Raw genomic sequence first — 16233 nt, 5'->3', positions numbered from 1 at the left:
GATTTTAGACTGACTTAGACTTCTTAGATTTTTTGGCTTTTTTATTCTATAACAAAGTTGCTCTAAATCGAGAAGTCATTTTTGTGATTTCCTCCAGCATATTAATTAATTCAATGGCGTTACTTTCATTTATAAACCCCAAATCGGATGAAATTAGAAGTTGTGTCTCAACTTCGTATGCAGATCCGATTGCAATTTCTAAAAAACGTGCAAAATCTTTATTGGAATTTCTTGATGAGCCTTCAGCAATATTTGAAGGAATTGAAACTGATGCTCTTCTTAACTGATTAATTATTCCAAATTTTTCTTCATTCGGAAATGTTGCAGTTATTGAATAAATTTTAGAACAAAATAATCTGCTTTTTTTCCAAATTAAAAGTTCTTTAAACTGATGCATTTTTTTTTTTTTTGATAGTGAGATTTTTAGACTGGCTTAGACTTCTTAGATTAAATTTGAAAAAAAATAGAATTCAAACTCTAAGAAGTCTAATGTCTAAGAAGTCTAAGAAAGTCTAGAAATTAATATTGTTCATTAGAATTCGGGAAATCACTAGATTTTATATCGGCAACATATTGGCCAATTGCACCAGTCATTTCTTGATATAAATTTAAATAACGGCGCAAGAAACGCGGGCTGAATTCATTGTTCATTCCTAACATATCGTGAATTACTAAAACTTGTCCGTCAACACCGCCGCCGGCACCGATCCCGATAACAGGAATTGAAATGCTCTCAGCTACTTTTTTAGCAAGATCAGCAGGGATTTTTTCAAGAACTATAGCAAAACAGCCTATTTTTTCAAGCAGTTTAGCATCTTCAATTAATTTTTCAGCTTCTTGATCTTCTTTTGCTCTAACGCTGTAAGTTCCAAATTTATAAATTGACTGAGGAGTTAAACCCAAATGTCCCATAACTGGAATTCCGGCGTTTAATATTTTTTTAATTGATTCTTTGATTTCTTTTCCACCTTCTAATTTTACAGCATGTCCGCCACTTTCTTTCATAATTCTGATAGAAGAGCGCAAAGCTTCTTTAGGATCTGACTGATAGCTTCCAAAAGGTAAATCTACTACAACTAAAGCTCTATCAACAGCGCGAACTACAGACGAAGCATGATAAATCATTTGATCTAAAGTAATTGGCAAAGTTGTTTCGTGACCCGCCATTACATTTGATGCAGAATCGCCCACTAAAATCACATCAACACCTGCGGTATCAACAATTTTGGCCATTGTATAATCGTACGCGGTAAGCATAGAGATTTTTTCTCCATTGCTTTTCATTTCAATTAATGATTTGGTAGTGATTCTTTTATAATCTTTTTTAGCAACTGACATTCTGTAGTAGTTTTAGTTTTTTGTAATGATTTTAAAAACAGTTTTTGTTTTTAAAACGTGATTTTTAGTTTGCAAAATTAAGTAATATATTCTAACAATCGGCCATATTTACCGCAATTGCCAATCCGCCTTCAGAGGTTTCTTTGTATTTAGAATTCATGTCTTTAGCCGTTTGCCACATGGTATTAATTACTTTATCTAAGGGCACTTTAGCATTTTTAGAATCGGTTTCAAGGGCCAATTCTGCCGCATTTATAGCTTTTATTGCTCCCATAGTATTTCTTTCAATACACGGAATCTGAACTAAACCGCCAATAGGATCACAGGTTAAACCTAAATGATGTTCCATTGCAATTTCGGCCGCCATCAAAACCTGAGCTGGAGAACCGCCCATTAATTCACAAAGCGCTGCCGCTGCCATTGATGACGAAACGCCAATTTCGGCTTGACAGCCTCCCATTGCAGCCGAAATTGTAGATCCTTTTTTAAAGATGCTTCCAATTTCTCCGGCAACCATTAAAAATTGTTTGATTTCTTTTTCGCCTGCACTATGATTTTCAATTACCATATAATACATTAAAACGGCAGGGATTACACCCGCACTTCCGTTTGTAGGGGCCGTAACAACTCTTCCTAAAGAAGCATTTACTTCGTTAACTGCCAATGCAAAACAGCTTACCCATTTTAAAATCTGACGAAATTTAACTTCGGTTTTTCTGATTTCTTCCAGCCAAGTCTGCGGATCAGTATAATTGGATAAACCAATCAAATTTTGATGCATATCAAAAGCTCTTCTTCGTACATGAAGTCCGCCAGGAAGAATTCCTTCAGAATGACATCCAATGTACATACATTCCAGCATCGTATTCCAAATGCGCATCAATTCTGAATGAATTTCTTCTTCAGAACGCATTGATTTTTCATTTTCATAAACAATTTCAGAAATTAATTTGTTTTCAGAAATCGTATAATTCAAAAGCTCGACCGCATTTTGAATCGGGAACGGAAAAGCACATTTTATAACTTCTTTTATTTTAGCATTTTCACGTTCTTCTTTAACAACAAAACCGCCGCCAATCGAATAAAAAGTCGATTCATATTCAGAATCATCATTTTTATAAGCTGTAAATTTTAAACCATTAGCATGAAAGGGCAGAAAGTCTTTATTAAAAACAATATCCTGAAGAAAATAAAATGCAATAGGGTATTGATTTGCTAAAATAATTTCATTTTTGTTTTCAATGGTTTTAATAATCCCGTCAATATCATCAACCGGAATATATTCAGGATCCTGTCCGCTCAAACCCAACATAACGGCCAAATCTGTAGCATGCCCTTTTCCGGTTAACGAAAGCGAGCCGTACAAATCGACTTTTACACGCTTAATTTGATCTAAAATAGATGCACTTTTTAGCTCTTCTAAAAAGCGTTCTGCGGCCCTCCAAGGACCCAAAGTATGTGAGGATGAAGGTCCAACACCAATTTTAAGCATATCAAAAACAGAGATACATTCTTCCATTGTTTCATTTTTGTTACTACAAAGATAATTGAATAATGCAACGATGATTCGCTTTTGATTGTTAATGTTGCATTTTTGTTAAAAAAGGTATTAAATATTAATAATTTGGCAACAAAATAAATTTAATTGCTTAATATGCAGTTTACGTAGAAAGTTAGCGTTTTTTCGGTATTTTTGTAAAGAGCCTTACACTAAAACAGCTTAAATTGTTTGGTATAATTAAAAATTACTTCAAAGAATTTTTTGAATTCTGAAAATGTCTTTTTACGATTACAGTACCACAAAGCATAAAATTACAATATGATAGAATTTTTCAGGCATTTTTTACACGAATTCGAATTACCGCTCACTAACCCAGTATTGATTTTTTCTTTAATACTCTTTATCATTCTGCTGTCTCCAATTTTATTAAAAAAAATCAATATTCCGGGGATTATTGGCTTGATTATATCCGGAGTTATTATTGGTCCGCATGGTCTTCATCTTTTAGAAAAAAATTCGGCAGTTAATTTATTTTCAACAATCGGACTTTTGTATATTATGTTTATCGCTGGGCTTGAATTGGATATGAATGAATTCAAAGCCAATCGAAACAAGAGTTTATTATTCGGTTTTTTTACTTTTATTATTCCGCTTTCAATAGGTTTTCCAGTTTGTTATTATTTGCTTCATTATGAATTTAATGCCAGTTTTTTAACAGCAAGTATGTTTGCAACACATACTTTAGTTGCCTATCCCATTGTCAGTAAATTAGGAATTGCTAAAAATCAAGCTGTTGCCATTACAGTTGGAGGAACAATTTTGACAGATACAGCAGTTTTGATTATTTTGGCCGTTATTATGGGAAGTAGCCAAGGAAGCCTAAATCAAGCTTTTTGGATAAAATTGACAGTTTCATTAGCGATATTTTCGGCAATTATGTTTTTAGTGATTCCGAGAATTGCCAAATGGTTTTTCAAGAAATTAGAAAGTGAAAAACACGCCCATTATATTTTTGTGCTTTCTGTGGTTTTTTTCGCAGCCTTTTTAGCCGAAGTAGCAGGAGTGGAGCCTATAATTGGTGCTTTCGTCGCAGGTTTGGCATTAAATCCTTTAATTCCGCATTCATCTGCCTTGATGAACCGAATTGAATTTATAGGGAATTCATTATTTATTCCGTTTTTCTTGATTTCTGTTGGAATGCTGGTTGATGTAAGCGTAATTTTAAGCGGGCCAACGGCATTAATTGTTGCTGCGACACTTAGTATTGTTGCCATTTTTGGAAAATGGATGGCAGCCTTTTTTACTCAAATTGTTTTTAAATACACTAAAACAGAAAGACAGCTTATTTTTGGCTTAAGCAGTGCACATGCCGCCGCCACTTTAGCCGTAATTTTAGTGGGTTATAAAGCTAAAATTTTAGATGAAAATATCTTAAACGGAACTATTATTCTGATTTTAATTACGTGTATTGTGGCTTCTTTTGCAACCGAAAAAGCAGCTAAAAAAATTGCAATCTGCGAAGAGGAAATTTCGCATGAAGATGCTGGAAAAGATCAAATTCTGGATGAACATATTTTAATTCCACTGGCAAAAACTTCTGCAACGGCAAGTTTATTGGATTTTGCGCTTTTAATTAAAGATAAAAAATCACCCAATCCGGTTACTTTATTAACGATTGTTCCGAATAATGATCAGGCCGAAAAAAATATTTTGAAGTATCGAAAAGCGGTTGATAAATTCGTTATTCAAGGTTCAGCTTCTGAAGTGAAAATAAATACGATTGCCCGAATTGATCACAATCCTGCGAGTGGCATTGCAAGAACTTCAAAAGAAATCATGTCGGATATTGTCATTATTGGCTGGCCGAAAAAGACTGGATTTTTGGATAAGATTTTTGGCGAAAACGTAGATTCGATAATCAACAATGTCGATAAAAGCTTATTTATCTGCCGTTTTCCAACGAATTTTGTAGAAGAAAAAAGGCTGGTTTTTATTTGTCCGCCATTTTCGGAAAGAGGAATTGGATTTCATCTATTATTACAGAAAATTTGCAGATTATCGCAGGAATTAAGCATTCCGATTGTACTTTACGCCGATTATAAAACACATCAAGCCATTCAGGCAATTGCAAATAATTTGAGATTAAATTCAAAATTTGGTTTTAAAAGCGTTATTGAATGGGATAATTTTGAATCCATTTCAGACGAAATAAAACCAACCGATTTAATTGTTTTCAATTTGTCCAGAAAAGGTTCTGTTTCCTATCAATCTATTTTTGAAAGACTTCCTCAGAAATTCGAAAAATTCTTCAGCGATAATAATATCATCTTAGTTTATCCGCAAGACGACCGACAAGAAAGTGCGATGGATGCCTATGAAGATTTTAGTGCAACACCATTAACAAAAGGTTTAGAAGCTATTGAGCAAATTGGTAGAGGTTTGGGAAGTATTTTGAAGAAGGGGTAAATCATATAATTAAATTTATTTTTGAGCTGTATACCTATGAAAATAAAGTTACCTGTTATTATTTTAATTTTATTGAGCAATTTATGTTTAGGGCAAAGTGTCTTATATAAAAAATGGGATGTTTTTAGTGCTAATGGCAAAAAAGGAATTAAAGATAAAAAAGGAACAATTGTAGTGCCTGCCAAATATGATGATGTAGATTTTGGTTATGCTGATACGTTGGTAAGGGTTAAGCTTAATGAAAAAGTTGGCGTTTTAGATAAATTTGGCAAGGAAATGACGCCAATAAAATATGATGGTACTTTTTGGTATACCGATAATTTGTTGCTTGTAAGTACTGATGGAAAATGGGGATATTTAGATAAAAAAGGAAACGAAATTATTCCGTTAATTTATCAAAGAGGAGGTATGTTCAGTGAGAAATTGGCTAACGTAAAATTAGATGGAAAATATGGTTTTATAGACGGAAAAGGCAATACAATTGTTGATTTTTTATATGATGACGCCACAGTATTTAATGACGGAATTGCAAAAGTTCGAAGTGATGGTAAATTTGCATTTATAAATGTTCAAGGAAAAGAGATCACAGATTTTAAATATGATGCAGGCTATTTTAGTAAAGATGGACTTATAAGAGTCAAATTAGACAAGAAATATGGCTTTATCAATAAAAATGGAGAGGAAATAATCCCTTTAAAATATGATGATGCGAATGATTTTGAAGAAGGTTTAGCTGTTGTTAAATTAAACAATAAGTTTGGGTACATAGATAAGACAGGTAAAGAAATTATACCATTAACTTATGATCGTACTTATCCTTTTTCATTTGGTTTGGGAGCTGTACAAATAGAAAAAAAATATGGTTTCGTCGATAAAACAGGAAAGGTTGTTATCCCAATTAAATATGATAGTGCGGCAGGTTTTGTTGATGGAAAAGCTTTCGTGGGTCTTAACGGCAATTATTTTTCTATTGATGTAAAAGGAAATTGTGTGGGTAATGGTTGCAAATAGTAAAATAGAATTACTAGAGGTCGGATTTTTAGATAAAAACAGAAGAAATAATTATTTGTACTTGAATAAATGAAATTAAAATTTCCGTTACTTATAATAGTAACACTTTTAACTTTTGCTGCTACGGCACAAAACAAAATGAAAAAAGTCGAAGAACTAATTGATACAAAAGATCCAGGCTGGACGTTGGTACAAGATTGGATTAAAAATGCAAAAAACAAAGTTGAAATTTTGCCTGTTGATCAAACAAAGGCAAAAGATGTATTGTATAAAACTCAGGTTACAACGCGTTCGTCAATGGGGGCGGTTATTTTTAATACTGGCGGACTTTTAATTGATGACGGATGGATCCGAATTTTGGGTTCAGGAAATTCAAAATTTAATCGTACAATTTCAGATTGGAACAAGGGAAAATCATTTAACGAATTTGGTGAAACACCTCCTTTTTTATTAATTGCTGATGATGCTATTGGCGGTTTTTATATTTTGAACGGAGGCGGACTAGGAACTGACATTGGAAAAGTTTATTATTTTTCGCCTGATAATCTTGAATATGAACCGCTTGATATTACTTATTCTGAATTTTTAGGATTTTGTTTCAATAATGACTTGGATAAGTTTTATGAAGGAAACAGATGGAATGGATGGCGAGCAGAAGTTACGAAATTAAAAGGCGATGAAGTTTTTAATTTTTATCCTTTTCTCTGGTCTGCGGAAGGAAATGACATCAATAAAAGTTCACGAAAAATAATTCCAATTCAGGAGCAATATAGTTTGAATTTAGATTTACGAAAACAATTAGGATTCGGAAAATAATTTTTTAAAACGAGATTAAAATGAATCACAAAATCAAATCAATACGGCCTTTTATCGGAGCTAAAAATTTCGAAGTATCAAGAAGTTTTTATCGTGATTTAGGATTTGAAGAAATTATTTTAGAGTCCAATTTCTCTGTTTTTAAAAACGGAGAGATTGCCTTTTATCTGCAGGATTATTACGCAAAAGAATGGATTGAAAACACCATGATTTTCCTTGAAGTTGACGATGCAGAAAGATATTATCGTGAAATTTCAGCACTTAATTTAACCGAAAAATATGGCGTAAAACTAACGCCAACTCGCCATTTAGATTGGGGAAGTGAATGTTTTCTTCACGATCCATCTGGGGTTTTATGGCATTTTGGAACGTTTAAAAAGTAAAATACTATCTCAAACCAAAATTTCCCAAAACTCGCGTAGTACTTTTACGCTGATACCAGTCATTATAAACTAGTTCCAGGCTTTTTACATCAAATTCGCCAAAATCATAATCACGAAATTTAGCAGCGATTTCAATTAATTTCTTCGGATTATGGAGCGATTCCTGAAAACGCATAACTGTCGAATGTGCTGTCGAAATGGTATAGCGACTGTCTATACTTTGCTGTAAATTAGAGTTTTTGAAATTCTCTCGAAGTTTGTTTCTGAAATTATCCAAAGTTTCATCAGTTGGGAAACCTTGAATCATTAGGGCAGAAGGTGAAGCTGTAATTCCTTTAAAATGAATTTTAATTTTATCTGCATCAACCATGCTTTTGCAGATTAACTGAATATAATCGTTTGGTGCAATCTGATTTAACTGAAATTCTTCCGAACAGGAAATAATCGACATAACCGTAATATGAATATCAGAATCTGGATAATAATATTGTTCTGGTTCGGCCTTTTTTAATTCATTGATAAAATGTTGCATATTTGCTTTTATTTCATCGCTGGGACGAATTAATAACGTTATTCCAAATCTAGAATCCGATTCGTTTTTTATTTCTGAATCAATTGCATATTGTCCTTCTGAAATAGTTTCAGCAGCTGTTTTATAAAGTTGATTGTAGTGTTCGGTTAAATTCATTTAAATATTATTTCTTTTTTGCTTTTTCAAGATTTTCTTTCACTCGAAATTTTACAATTTTAGTGATTAAATCATACGGCATTTTGTCTTTTAACGGAAACTGAACAGAACCTTTGCCTGATTTATATTTTGAAAGCTCGTCTTTAAAGCTTTCATGACCGCTTGGCAAAGCATAAAGTCCAATATGGTTTTTAAAAGCAGCAAAATAAACTACAATTCCGTTTTGCTCAAAAGCAGGCATCGAATAACTGATTTTTTCTTTAGCATCTGGTGCGGCTTTCTGAATTGTCATTCTCACTTTCTCCAAAATTTCTTGAACATCATTAGGAAAACTACCAATGTATTCGTCTATGTTTTCGGGTTTTTTCGTATCCATAGTTTTTTTGTTTCACATTTCACGTTTTAAGTTTCAGGTTTCAAGTTTCAGGTTTCGAGCAGAGAACTTGAAACTAAAAAAACTTGAAACTTGAAAAAAAATTAAGCTAAACCTTTCGGGAATCTGTCTAAAACTAAATTGAGCTGTAGTTTATGTTCTAAATATGCTTTTGCACCTGCTAAAACTAAGGTAAAACCTTCTGTTGAATTACGAACTTGATCGATTATTTTGTCTACATCTCCTTTTAACCCTGAATTTGTGATACTCACAAAAGTCTCGTTTTCATTCAGAGGTGTAAAAACCCATTCGACTAAAGTGACTTCATCAGGATTTCCCCATTCAATTACAATCTTTTTATTTTCTTGCAAAACCAATGTCGTAACCGAAAGTGAAAAACCATACATTTCCCAAGTCCATTCCGTTTTCTGGTTTTCTTCTAATTTCCCTGAACCTTTTGAAAACCAAAATTTACTCGTGATTTCGGGATCTGCAAAAGCCTGAAAAACTTCTGAAACAGGCTTTCTAATCAGCATTTCAGCTTTTGCGAATTTGTTGTTTTCTGTTTTCATCTTTTTAAAGATATGAATTATGAATTTTGAGTTATGAGTAAATGTAAATATAAAGCATTTTTTTTACTTCTAACGCTTCTAGCGCTTAACTCATAACTCACAATTCAAAACTTATAATTTTTCTTTATCGATCCATTTTCCAACTGTTGGCGGTACGTAATTTTTCATTTTATTTAGTAAATCTTCAATGTTATCACTTGCTAAAAGCATTTGTTGATTAACATCTTTCAGTAAACCTTTGTCAACCATCGTTTCCGTCAATTGAACAAGCGAATCATAAAATCCATTTATATTTAAAATTGCAATAGGTTTTTTATGAAGACCTAATTGCGCCCAAGTCAGCATTTCAAAAAGTTCTTCCAGAGTACCAAAACCGCCTGGAAGCGCGATAACGCCATCGCACAAATCATTCATTTTGGTTTTTCGTTCGTGCATGCTTTCGACCAAAATTAATTCGGTCAAGCCGAGATGCGCGATTTCTTTAGATCTTAGAAAATTAGGAAGAACTCCAATAACGGTTCCGTTTTCGCTTAGCGCACCATCCGCGACAGCGCCCATTAAACCTACGTTTGCACCGCCATAAACCAAATCTATATTTTCTTTTGCTAAAGTTTTTCCAAGCAAAGTAGCTTGTTCTTTGTAAATTTCTTCGGTACCAAAACTTGATCCGCAGAAAACGGTTATTCTTTTCATTTTAAATTTCGTTATTTACTTTTTCTTCAATTCGTATTCAAAATAAGGTACTTCGACTCCATTAATGTTAAACATTATATCATTGACTTTTTCTGCTCCGAGTTTTAAAACAGCCTTTTGAGAACGAAAATTTTCTGCTCCTACATGAAAAAGTACCGAATCAACATGTTGAAAAGCATAATCGATCAATAATTTTTTGTTTGATTTATTATAAGGACCGCCCCAATATTTTCGGGTAATAAAAGTGTAGCCAATTCCAACACTCGATTTTTCGGGATTGTAATCGTAAAAACTGGTTGTTCCCATTATTTCGTTCGTTTGTTTATCGAGAATCAAGAAGGGACTTTTTGTAATTATGATATCAAAAAAAGTTTTAAAACCTTCTCTTTGATATCGATCTTTTACAGGATTCTGTTCCCAAATCAAAGGATCGGAAGCCGCTTCAAATAGTGCTTCAAAATGTTTTTCTTCTAACGGAATTAATTTTGTGATTTCGTTTTCCAGAAAATCTGGCTGTAAATTGAAATGTGGTTTATTCATTTTTATAGTTTTTAGTTTTTTTCAGAAAGATTAACCATACAGTTTGTCATTTCTGACGGAGTCGCTATCGCTCAAGTCTCGTTTCTCGGAATGACAAAAGATAAAGCTTATAATCGTTCATAATGTTAAATCCGTTTAATCTGAACACAAGAAACGTTTTCCATTTTTACTTCTTTCCCTACTTTTTTAAGTAATCCTGTTTCTGGATTTCTTTTAAAAACAACCACATTTCCAGTGTTGACATTTGAAGCAACTAAAAATTTCCCGCTTTCATCAATAGCAAAAACGCGCGGATGTTTTCCTAAAGTGGATTGATAACCAACGTTTTTTAAAAGTCCGTTTTCATCAATAGAAAAAATGGCAATATTGTTTTCTTTTCCTCGATTGGTGGCGTATAAAAATTTTCCATCAGGCGAAATATGAATGTCCGAACTTTCAAAACCCTCTTTTATTTTGTCTGGATGTGTAGCAATACGCTGGATTTTATTTAAAATACCATTTTCATATTGATAAACACTTATTTGGCCCGCCATTTCTTCGATGCAATAACCAAATTTTTGATTCGGATGAAAAGTAAAATGCCTTGGTCCGGCTTCTAAATCTGTTTTTGTGAATGGATTTTTTGTTTCGGTTAAAGGTTTTTTCTGATTTTCGTCGAATGCATAACAGCGTATTTTATCGGCACCTAAATCAGGTAAAAACAAATAATCGAATTGAGGCGAAAATACAGCTGAGTGAACATGTGAACGAGTCTGCCTTTCTTTGTGCATGCTTCCGTCCAAATATTGGAAATTTTGTGCAATGGAATCGATTTTACCGTTTTCTAAAATTGGAAAAACTGAAACGCTTCCTTCTGTATAATTGGCATTGGCAATCCATTTTCCGCTTTTGTCAACCGTTACATAAACTGGGTTTTCTCCACCGCTTCTTTGGCTGTTTAAAAAAGTCAGGCTTTTATTTTCGGGATTAAATTCAAAACTGCTGATGCTTCCTGCATTTGGCGTTTTGGTATCTGTACAGGCGTAGACATATTTTCCATTTGGCGAAATTGTCAAGTAAGATGGATTGATAATGTTTTTTGCTGAAGCCGCTTTGCTTAATTTTCCGTTGATGGTGTCCAATTGATAAACCTGAATTGCTTCAGCTGATTTATCACGATTGTAAGAACCCAAAAATACATAAGTGTTTTGAGCAGTAATATTTAAAGTTACCAGAAAGGCAATTGCAATAAAGGTTATTTTTGGTTTCACGGTTTTAGTTTCAGGTTTCAGGTTTCAGGTTTCAAGTTTCAAGTTTTGCTCGTTTTGTCAGGCTGAGAGAAGTCGAAGCTCCAATTGGAGCGTCCTGAGACTTCGCTCAGGATGATAAAAGATTTTTTTAAGGAATTAAGGTTAATCTAAATCCGAATACAGGAAGTTCTCCCTGCATAAAATCCAAATCCTTAGATCTTTTAAATCCAATTTTTTCATACATTTCCCAAGCAGTTTTCATGGCTAATGTCGAATGAATAATAACTTGTTTTCGATTATTTTTTGTTGCTTTTTGAATACAATCTAAAGTCAGAAGTTTGCCAATTCCTTTTCCTCTTGCTTGAGAATCAACGCCCAGCAAACGAAATCCTGCCGAAGCTTTTTCTTGTGTTGCCGTTCCGCCAGAACCGTAAAATTGCATATCATTAAAATAAACAACGGCTCCGAAAACAGTATTTTTTTCATCAACAGCAACTAAAAGTTCGGTTTCAGGATGTTTTGTAAAATCGCCAATATTGGCCAGCATTTTATAATAATTAGGCTGTTCATCTTCTTTCGGAAAACCTTCCAATTTTGAATAAACACGAATTAGAATTTTGCCAATTTCTTCAAATTCTGAAGGATTTGCATTTCGTATAGTATAATTTGATGTGGTCATTTTTTTTGTTTCAAGTTTTAGGTTTCAGGTTTCAGGTTTCAAGTTTCAAGTTTCAAGTTTCAAGTTTCAAGTTTCAAGTTTCAAGTTTGCAATCAACGATCAACGATCAACGATCAACCATCAACCATCAACAATTAACAATTAACCATCAACAATTTTACCTAACCCCTTTCCACCATTGCTGAAATTCTTGATTTTCATTTTTTAATTGTACTATTTCGCCAATTTTAGGTGTGATTAACGGAATCGGGTTTTCTGAATTTGCATTTAATTCGGTTATTTTTTTCAAAGGCTCATCCCATGCGTGAAGTGCCAATGCAAATTTAGAGGAATGAACGGGAAAGACTCTTTTGGCTTTTAGATCTTTTATTGCTTTTATCACATCTTCTGGCAAATTATGAATGTATTTCCAGGCCGGATTATATTGGCCATTATCAATCAATGCAATATCAAAAGGACCGAATTTCTCGCCAATTGCAGCATAATGTGAATCATAGCCACTGTCGCCTCCTAAATACATTTTAAAATCTTTGGTCTCTAAAACAAAAGAAGTCCAGAGTGTGTTGCAGCGTTTGATGCTTCTACCCGAAAAATGTCTTGATGGAGTGGTATAAAGCGTTAAATTTTGATCCAGTTCTATTTTTTCATGCCAGTCTTTTTCTATTATAATTTCAGAAGGAAATTTCCAAAATTCAAAATGGGAACCAACGCCAAGTGCCGTAATAATCTTTTTTATTTTTGGTTTCAGTGCCATAATTGTGGCATAATCCAAATGATCATAATGATCGTGTGTCATCAATAAATAATCAATTTCTGGAATATCATCGGCGGTATAAATTTCGGTTCCTTTAAATGCTTTTGTTGTACCATAAATAGGAGAGGCGTTTCCGCTGAAAACGGGATCTACCAAAAAACGTTTTCCTTCAAGGTGAATATAGTAAGACGAGTGCCCAAACCAAACCATAATATCTTGATCTAACGGGATTTCATGTAAATTTGTTTTTATTGATGGAATAACATCCGTTGGAAATTTGCGATCTACTTTCTTAAAGAAAAATTCTTTTAAAACATCAAAATAACCATAACCCTCTGCAAGTTCAGGTGTAAAACTTTCATTTTCGAATTTTCCGTTTTTGTACTGAGGCGATTTTTGTATTAAAGTCAGTCTTTCACCAGCGGGCCTTTTTCCAAATCGCGGATGATATGCAAAATAGAGCGCAACGGCTGCTAAAAGAAGAAAGATAGTAAGGCTCATAATTTTTTAGTTAGAAGGATATTGTTTTTGCAGCTCTTTTACTGAAATCAAAATCATTTTTTTTAGAATTTCAACATCAATATCAGCCAGTTTTTTGACATAAATACAGCCTTTTGCTGCTTTATGTTTTCCGAGTTTCGAGAGTAATTCTTCTCTGTTTTCTGGAGGTAAATGGAGATACAGTGAAATAGCGGCTGTTCTTGGCGAAAATCCAGCCAAAGGCGCGTCGCCTTCATGTCCGCTTGCATATTTGTAATGATAGCTTCCAAAACCAATTATGCTCGGCCCCCACATTTTTGCTTCAAAACCACTTGTTTTTTGCATGATTTTTACAAGTTCAAAGGCATCATTTCTTTTGGCCTCGTTCTCGGCAGTATTGATAAAATTAGTCACACTGCTTTCTGTTTCATTTGTTTTGTTTTTAGCCATTTGATTTAATTTTTATGGAATAAATCACTTTTCAAAAGAATATTCTTGATTTTAAATTCAGATATATAAAACAAATCAGCATTTTTGCTCATCTGATTTTCGATGATAATCAAACTAATATCGCTTTCGGGGAAATACAAATTTATAGAAGAAAATCCGTCACCTAAACCTGTGTGGCCAACATATTTAACTGCTTCTTTTTCAATAATTCTAATTCCGTAGCCATATCCTTCATTTTCTTTTCCGAACAAATTATGCTGGGAAGTAATATTATATTGAAATATCAATTTATAAGTTTCTGGTTTTAGAATTTTTCCTCTATGAAGATTATTATTCCAGATTGTCAGATCGCTTACTGTTGAAACAACGCCGTCAGCACCTAGATTCTGTGGTGTAATTAAAGTTTGAGTTACTTTTTCAAAATTTCCGTCAGAATTTATATATCCGGTAACTAAATTTTGATTTTTATCTTTTGAATAACAATAGGTATCCTTCATTTTTAGCTTTTTAAAAAGAGCATTTGCTATTTCTGTATAGCTTTTATTAGAAGTAGCTTCAATAATTTTTGTAAGCAGCGTATAACTTAGATTTCCGTATCCAAAACGTGTTCCGGGTTTAAAAGCTAGAGGTTTTTGCAAATCGGTAATTCCGTGAGTGTGATTTAAAAGCTGATGAACCGTAACAGAATCAGCCCAAGTTTGAGTAAGCTCTGGCAAGTATTTTTTTATTGGTGCATTCAATTCAACTTTTCCTTTTTCAACTTCTAATAAAATCAAAACAGCAGTTATCAGTTTGCTGTTTGACATGATTTCGAATTGACTGTCTAATTTTAAAGGTTTTTTGGTTTCGAAATCAGAAACGCCTTTAACTTTAGAATATAAAGCTTTTCCATTTTTTGAAATCAAGATCACACCATTAAAAACGGGTGAAGTGGTATTTTGAATTAAACTGTCAATTTGAGCAGCATAATTTTCTTTTTTCTGAGCAAAAGAATTGCAGTTTGAAAAAAGAAAAATTAAAGAAAACAGAGAAAGTGTTTTGGATAAAAAAGTCATTTTTTTAATTGTGAATTATGAATTGTTACTTGTAAAATGTTGAGACTAATGATTATAATTGCTGACTTTTAAATTTGGTTTTTAATTTACAATTAACAATTCATCATTAATAATTAATCAAAACATTCCGTTTTCGTTAATAGTTTCTTTTGGTACAGGTTGGCCTAAATCCCAAAACTCTACAATTTTATCGGCTTTAAACTTTAAAATATGAACAACGGCGAATCCTAAATCTGTTGGACTTTGTTTTAAATGCGAATGAACCGCCACCAGATTGTCATCTTCTAAAATATGATGAATTTTAAAAATCTTATTAGGATTTGTTCTTGCTGATTCTTCCATTGCAAGCATCAAAGTATCGGCATCGCCTTTAAAATAGGCGTTATGATGCTTGAATTTTTTGCCAATATGAAGTCGAAACGCTTCATGCGAATGTCCTTTGGCGGCAAGTTTTAAGAAGTCTCGGGCAATTTCTTTCCTAGTCATGATTTTTAAATATAAAAGCGAACTAAGTTAAGAAATTTGAAGCTACAGTATTACGTAAATGGTCGTTGTTTTTTATAAATCTTCGAGTTTTATTTCAGAAAGATCTACACCCAGTTTACCGAATTCTGTCAAGCCAATTTCAGTAATATAAAAATGTTTATCGGCAGGATTTTTTTTAGCAATCCACCCTTTTTCAGCAAAAGTTATGGCCAACAATTGCCCTAGTTTTCCACCAATATGTTCGTAGCACATTTTAGCAGGTTTTACTTTGGTAGGTTTGTTGCTCATTTTAGTGGAGTTGCGGTTTTCTTCTGCAGGTTAGTCTTAAGGCTAAGTATGCCATTGGGATATATGCAAAAACTAAATCCACAACAGTAAACCACATTGGCGACGGCAGTGAACACACACTAACGATACCACCCAATAAAAAGAAAGCACCAATAACCAGCGCCAATTTCTTTTTATGATTAAATGCAATTATAGCAGTTGCTGCAGCGCCCGCAAATGTCCCGATAGCGTGCGCCAAAAAAGGAAAAAGAAAATGTTTAGCCTCAAACAAATGCATAGTTGCTTTTAGGCCTTCCATAGTAGTATTATCCGCGCCTTTTGGTGGTGGGATAATTGAACCGCTTATTAAAATTATACTCATGTTTACAATGCTTCCAACAAAAAGGCCAATAATAACGGCCAAAGTATTTCTTAAAATAGGGTTCATAAAT

The 16233-nt window shown here is 33.3% G+C and carries 20 protein-coding genes; 4 read left to right on the top strand and 16 right to left on the bottom strand.

All coding sequences use genetic code 11. The features are described 5' to 3' along the window. Positions 1–46: 46 nt before the first annotated feature. From EV145_RS06590 to EV145_RS06580, 3 genes are all read right to left on the bottom strand, one after another. The gene (locus EV145_RS06590) at positions 47–397 is read right to left on the bottom strand and encodes a four helix bundle protein (protein WP_133524432.1); all 351 of its coding nucleotides are present in this window, start codon (positions 395–397) and stop codon (positions 47–49) included. Positions 398–519: 122 nt separating this feature from the next. Beyond that, the gene (gene panB / locus EV145_RS06585) at positions 520–1338 is read right to left on the bottom strand and encodes a 3-methyl-2-oxobutanoate hydroxymethyltransferase (RefSeq protein WP_133524431.1); all 819 of its coding nucleotides are present in this window, start codon (positions 1336–1338) and stop codon (positions 520–522) included. Positions 1339–1429: 91 nt separating this feature from the next. Beyond that, positions 1430–2857 (bottom strand): L-serine ammonia-lyase, encoded by a 1428-nt coding sequence (locus EV145_RS06580; RefSeq protein WP_133524430.1) that lies wholly within the window; start codon positions 2855–2857, stop codon positions 1430–1432. A 300-nt stretch (positions 2858–3157) separates the two neighbouring features. On the opposite strand from EV145_RS06580, the gene EV145_RS06575 reads away from it, so the two are divergent. The 4 genes from EV145_RS06575 (at position 3158) to EV145_RS06560 (ending at position 7515) form a co-directional block, all read left to right on the top strand. After that, positions 3158–5305 carry a cation:proton antiporter gene (locus EV145_RS06575; protein WP_133524429.1) on the top strand — a complete coding sequence of 716 codons (2148 nt, stop codon included), beginning with the start codon at positions 3158–3160 and terminating at the stop codon, positions 5303–5305. Between the two features lie 36 nt (positions 5306–5341). Continuing rightward, complete coding sequence (locus EV145_RS06570; protein WP_133524428.1) at positions 5342–6316, top strand: WG repeat-containing protein; 975 nt, start codon at positions 5342–5344, stop codon at positions 6314–6316. Between the two features lie 69 nt (positions 6317–6385). Next, complete coding sequence (locus EV145_RS06565) at positions 6386–7132, top strand: DUF2625 domain-containing protein (RefSeq protein WP_208110900.1); 747 nt, start codon at positions 6386–6388, stop codon at positions 7130–7132. Positions 7133–7152: 20 nt separating this feature from the next. Further along, on the top strand, positions 7153–7515 hold the full coding sequence (locus EV145_RS06560; RefSeq protein WP_133524427.1) for a VOC family protein: 363 nt from the start codon (positions 7153–7155) through the stop codon (positions 7513–7515). 4 nt (positions 7516–7519) lie between these two features. On the opposite strand, the gene EV145_RS06555 is transcribed toward EV145_RS06560, so the two are convergent. The 13 genes from EV145_RS06555 to EV145_RS06495 form a co-directional block, all read right to left on the bottom strand. Next, a complete protein-coding gene (locus EV145_RS06555; RefSeq protein ID WP_133524426.1) occupies positions 7520–8203 on the bottom strand; it encodes a 2'-5' RNA ligase family protein in 684 nt (227 codons plus the stop codon). A 7-nt stretch (positions 8204–8210) separates the two neighbouring features. Continuing rightward, positions 8211–8579: an iron chaperone gene (locus EV145_RS06550; RefSeq protein ID WP_133524425.1), complete on the bottom strand. Its 369-nt coding sequence runs from the start codon at positions 8577–8579 to the stop codon at positions 8211–8213. A gap of 101 nt (positions 8580–8680) precedes the next feature. Continuing rightward, complete coding sequence (locus tag EV145_RS06545; protein ID WP_133524424.1) at positions 8681–9148, bottom strand: SRPBCC family protein; 468 nt, start codon at positions 9146–9148, stop codon at positions 8681–8683. Between the two features lie 111 nt (positions 9149–9259). Continuing rightward, positions 9260–9841 (bottom strand): TIGR00730 family Rossman fold protein, encoded by a 582-nt coding sequence (locus tag EV145_RS06540; RefSeq protein ID WP_133524423.1) that lies wholly within the window; start codon positions 9839–9841, stop codon positions 9260–9262. Positions 9842–9856: 15 nt separating this feature from the next. Beyond that, entirely contained in the window at positions 9857–10381 is a 525-nt protein-coding gene (locus EV145_RS06535) for a GNAT family N-acetyltransferase (RefSeq protein WP_133524422.1), read from the bottom strand. Positions 10382–10506: 125 nt separating this feature from the next. Next, on the bottom strand, positions 10507–11631 hold the full coding sequence (locus EV145_RS06530; RefSeq protein ID WP_133524421.1) for a lactonase family protein: 1125 nt from the start codon (positions 11629–11631) through the stop codon (positions 10507–10509). 127 nt (positions 11632–11758) lie between these two features. After that, positions 11759–12289: a GNAT family N-acetyltransferase gene (locus EV145_RS06525; protein WP_133524420.1), complete on the bottom strand. Its 531-nt coding sequence runs from the start codon at positions 12287–12289 to the stop codon at positions 11759–11761. Positions 12290–12446: 157 nt separating this feature from the next. Then, entirely contained in the window at positions 12447–13544 is a 1098-nt protein-coding gene (locus EV145_RS06520; protein ID WP_133524419.1) for an MBL fold metallo-hydrolase, read from the bottom strand. Between the two features lie 6 nt (positions 13545–13550). Next, entirely contained in the window at positions 13551–13973 is a 423-nt protein-coding gene (locus EV145_RS06515) for a DUF1801 domain-containing protein (protein ID WP_133524418.1), read from the bottom strand. Between the two features lie 5 nt (positions 13974–13978). After that, positions 13979–15028 carry a serine hydrolase domain-containing protein gene (locus EV145_RS06510; RefSeq protein ID WP_133524417.1) on the bottom strand — a complete coding sequence of 350 codons (1050 nt, stop codon included), beginning with the start codon at positions 15026–15028 and terminating at the stop codon, positions 13979–13981. A gap of 117 nt (positions 15029–15145) precedes the next feature. After that, positions 15146–15514, bottom strand: a complete 369-nt coding sequence (locus tag EV145_RS06505; RefSeq protein WP_133524416.1) for a nuclear transport factor 2 family protein — start codon at positions 15512–15514, stop codon at positions 15146–15148. Positions 15515–15586: 72 nt separating this feature from the next. Next, entirely contained in the window at positions 15587–15802 is a 216-nt protein-coding gene (locus EV145_RS06500) for an ArsR family transcriptional regulator (protein WP_133524415.1), read from the bottom strand. A 1-nt stretch (position 15803) separates the two neighbouring features. Further along, complete coding sequence (locus tag EV145_RS06495) at positions 15804–16229, bottom strand: hypothetical protein (protein ID WP_133524414.1); 426 nt, start codon at positions 16227–16229, stop codon at positions 15804–15806. Positions 16230–16233: the final 4 nt, after the last annotated feature.

It is taken from the genome of Flavobacterium sp. 245 (assembly GCF_004362055.1).
In the GTDB taxonomy this organism is placed as follows: domain Bacteria; phylum Bacteroidota; class Bacteroidia; order Flavobacteriales; family Flavobacteriaceae; genus Flavobacterium.
Note: the sequence above shows the minus strand (reverse complement) of the source record. Positions and strands in the feature narration are given on the sequence as shown.

What these genes read in the sequence shown, in the direction of transcription:
- EV145_RS06590 (WP_133524432.1), bottom strand. Translation starts at nt 397, where the DNA reads ATGCATCAGTTTAAAGAACTTTTAATTTGGAAAAAAAGCAGATTATTT.
- panB (WP_133524431.1), bottom strand. Translation starts at nt 1,338, where the DNA reads ATGTCAGTTGCTAAAAAAGATTATAAAAGAATCACTACCAAATCATTA.
- EV145_RS06580 (WP_133524430.1), bottom strand. Translation starts at nt 2,857, where the DNA reads ATGGAAGAATGTATCTCTGTTTTTGATATGCTTAAAATTGGTGTTGGA.
- EV145_RS06575 (WP_133524429.1), top strand. Translation starts at nt 3,158, where the DNA reads ATGATAGAATTTTTCAGGCATTTTTTACACGAATTCGAATTACCGCTC.
- EV145_RS06570 (WP_133524428.1), top strand. Translation starts at nt 5,342, where the DNA reads ATGAAAATAAAGTTACCTGTTATTATTTTAATTTTATTGAGCAATTTA.
- EV145_RS06565 (WP_208110900.1), top strand. Translation starts at nt 6,386, where the DNA reads ATGAAATTAAAATTTCCGTTACTTATAATAGTAACACTTTTAACTTTT.
- EV145_RS06560 (WP_133524427.1), top strand. Translation starts at nt 7,153, where the DNA reads ATGAATCACAAAATCAAATCAATACGGCCTTTTATCGGAGCTAAAAAT.
- EV145_RS06555 (WP_133524426.1), bottom strand. Translation starts at nt 8,203, where the DNA reads ATGAATTTAACCGAACACTACAATCAACTTTATAAAACAGCTGCTGAA.
- EV145_RS06550 (WP_133524425.1), bottom strand. Translation starts at nt 8,579, where the DNA reads ATGGATACGAAAAAACCCGAAAACATAGACGAATACATTGGTAGTTTT.
- EV145_RS06545 (WP_133524424.1), bottom strand. Translation starts at nt 9,148, where the DNA reads ATGAAAACAGAAAACAACAAATTCGCAAAAGCTGAAATGCTGATTAGA.
- EV145_RS06540 (WP_133524423.1), bottom strand. Translation starts at nt 9,841, where the DNA reads ATGAAAAGAATAACCGTTTTCTGCGGATCAAGTTTTGGTACCGAAGAA.
- EV145_RS06535 (WP_133524422.1), bottom strand. Translation starts at nt 10,381, where the DNA reads ATGAATAAACCACATTTCAATTTACAGCCAGATTTTCTGGAAAACGAA.
- EV145_RS06525 (WP_133524420.1), bottom strand. Translation starts at nt 12,289, where the DNA reads ATGACCACATCAAATTATACTATACGAAATGCAAATCCTTCAGAATTT.
- EV145_RS06520 (WP_133524419.1), bottom strand. Translation starts at nt 13,544, where the DNA reads ATGAGCCTTACTATCTTTCTTCTTTTAGCAGCCGTTGCGCTCTATTTT.
- EV145_RS06515 (WP_133524418.1), bottom strand. Translation starts at nt 13,973, where the DNA reads ATGGCTAAAAACAAAACAAATGAAACAGAAAGCAGTGTGACTAATTTT.
- EV145_RS06510 (WP_133524417.1), bottom strand. Translation starts at nt 15,028, where the DNA reads ATGACTTTTTTATCCAAAACACTTTCTCTGTTTTCTTTAATTTTTCTT.
- EV145_RS06505 (WP_133524416.1), bottom strand. Translation starts at nt 15,514, where the DNA reads ATGACTAGGAAAGAAATTGCCCGAGACTTCTTAAAACTTGCCGCCAAA.
- EV145_RS06500 (WP_133524415.1), bottom strand. Translation starts at nt 15,802, where the DNA reads ATGAGCAACAAACCTACCAAAGTAAAACCTGCTAAAATGTGCTACGAA.
- EV145_RS06495 (WP_133524414.1), bottom strand. Translation starts at nt 16,229, where the DNA reads ATGAACCCTATTTTAAGAAATACTTTGGCCGTTATTATTGGCCTTTTT.